This window comes from Vibrio sp. YT-16, assembly GCF_033337405.1.
Lineage (GTDB): Bacteria > Pseudomonadota > Gammaproteobacteria > Enterobacterales > Vibrionaceae > Vibrio > Vibrio alginolyticus.
The window spans coordinates 1-1060 of record NZ_JAWOQQ010000149.1; the positions used below are offsets into that span (position 1 = coordinate 1).

Below are 1060 nucleotides of genomic sequence, written 5' to 3' on the forward strand. Positions count from 1 at the left end.
CTCGCATTTCGCCGCCACGACCGAACTACGCGAACCATTCACGTCATCATTTTTGGCATTAAATCCCAAAACCCAGGTAGGTCGACTTGAGACCAACTCTCTTTTTATTCTTCCAAGAGCCATCAAAAAGGATGCCTGCCCGTAAGGATACAAGTAGATATTTGTACTTGGATGACCACCTAAGGCAGAGGATATCTCAAGCATGATTTTTTTCAGTAGCGTTTTGTCGCTGAGTTGGGGCAACAATACGCAAACACAACCAGATACTTCTGCTTGTTTTAAGCTTCTCTCATGTGACGCAATCAGCTTAAACAGTCGTTCTTCATAAACTTCATTGTTAACGTTTTGTGTTTTTTCACCGGAAAACCTAAATGAAGCATCGAGAATAGAGCTGACTTGTACTTCCTCATCGTCAATAAGACATAGAGGCATCTTAAAACCAATTCGCATCTATCCCCCGATGAGGACGGTCGGTACACCGACGAGAATTTTTCCACCATGAGATGTAGAGTCCCCTGATCTAGCAGCCGGTTTACCATTAATCTTAACGCTAGAAGACCCCGCAGATATGCTGTCAGGCGGCCCGATACAAACGAGTTTGTCACCTTTTCTCGCGGCAGGGATGCCTCCTATTTTTACATTTGGAGAACCCATAACAACAGGACCTCCAACATGAGGGATCTTGCCTGTTTTCTTTGGACAAAGGTGAAAACTTCCAATCACTGCTGCTGGTTTACCCATTCTAAGTTCCCTCTTAATTCAAAGAGATTTGTCCTGCTTTCAATGCGATTGCAGAGCCATTGATAGAAATCTTGTTGCCCTTAATGTTGATTTCGCCAGAACTCGACATTTGAATTGAGGCTCCACCGACTTTAATTTCAATACTTTTCCCTGCATTGAGGGACAGCACTTTGCCAGTGTCGGAGGTATAGTTTTCTCCCACTTTTAACATCGCATTTTTTCCAACGTCTTGAGTGACATCGTTGGTTACTTTCTCAACTTTATTGTTCTCAACTACAATATCCACGCAGTCTTCGACTAACATTTGGAACAACTTTTC

1 protein-coding gene and 2 pseudogenes are annotated in these 1060 nt (G+C 43.1%); all 3 read right to left on the minus strand.

Features of this window, described 5'->3' with window-relative positions:
* Positions 1–450: pseudogene (locus R7F07_RS25390) on the minus strand (transhydrogenase beta subunit); the annotation flags it as partial.
* Positions 451–741 (minus strand): PAAR domain-containing protein, encoded by a 291-nt coding sequence (locus R7F07_RS25395; protein WP_005499010.1) that lies wholly within the window; start codon positions 739–741, stop codon positions 451–453.
* A 13-nt stretch (positions 742–754) separates the two neighbouring features.
* Positions 755–1060, minus strand: a pseudogene (locus R7F07_RS25400) (type VI secretion system tip protein VgrG); the annotation flags it as partial.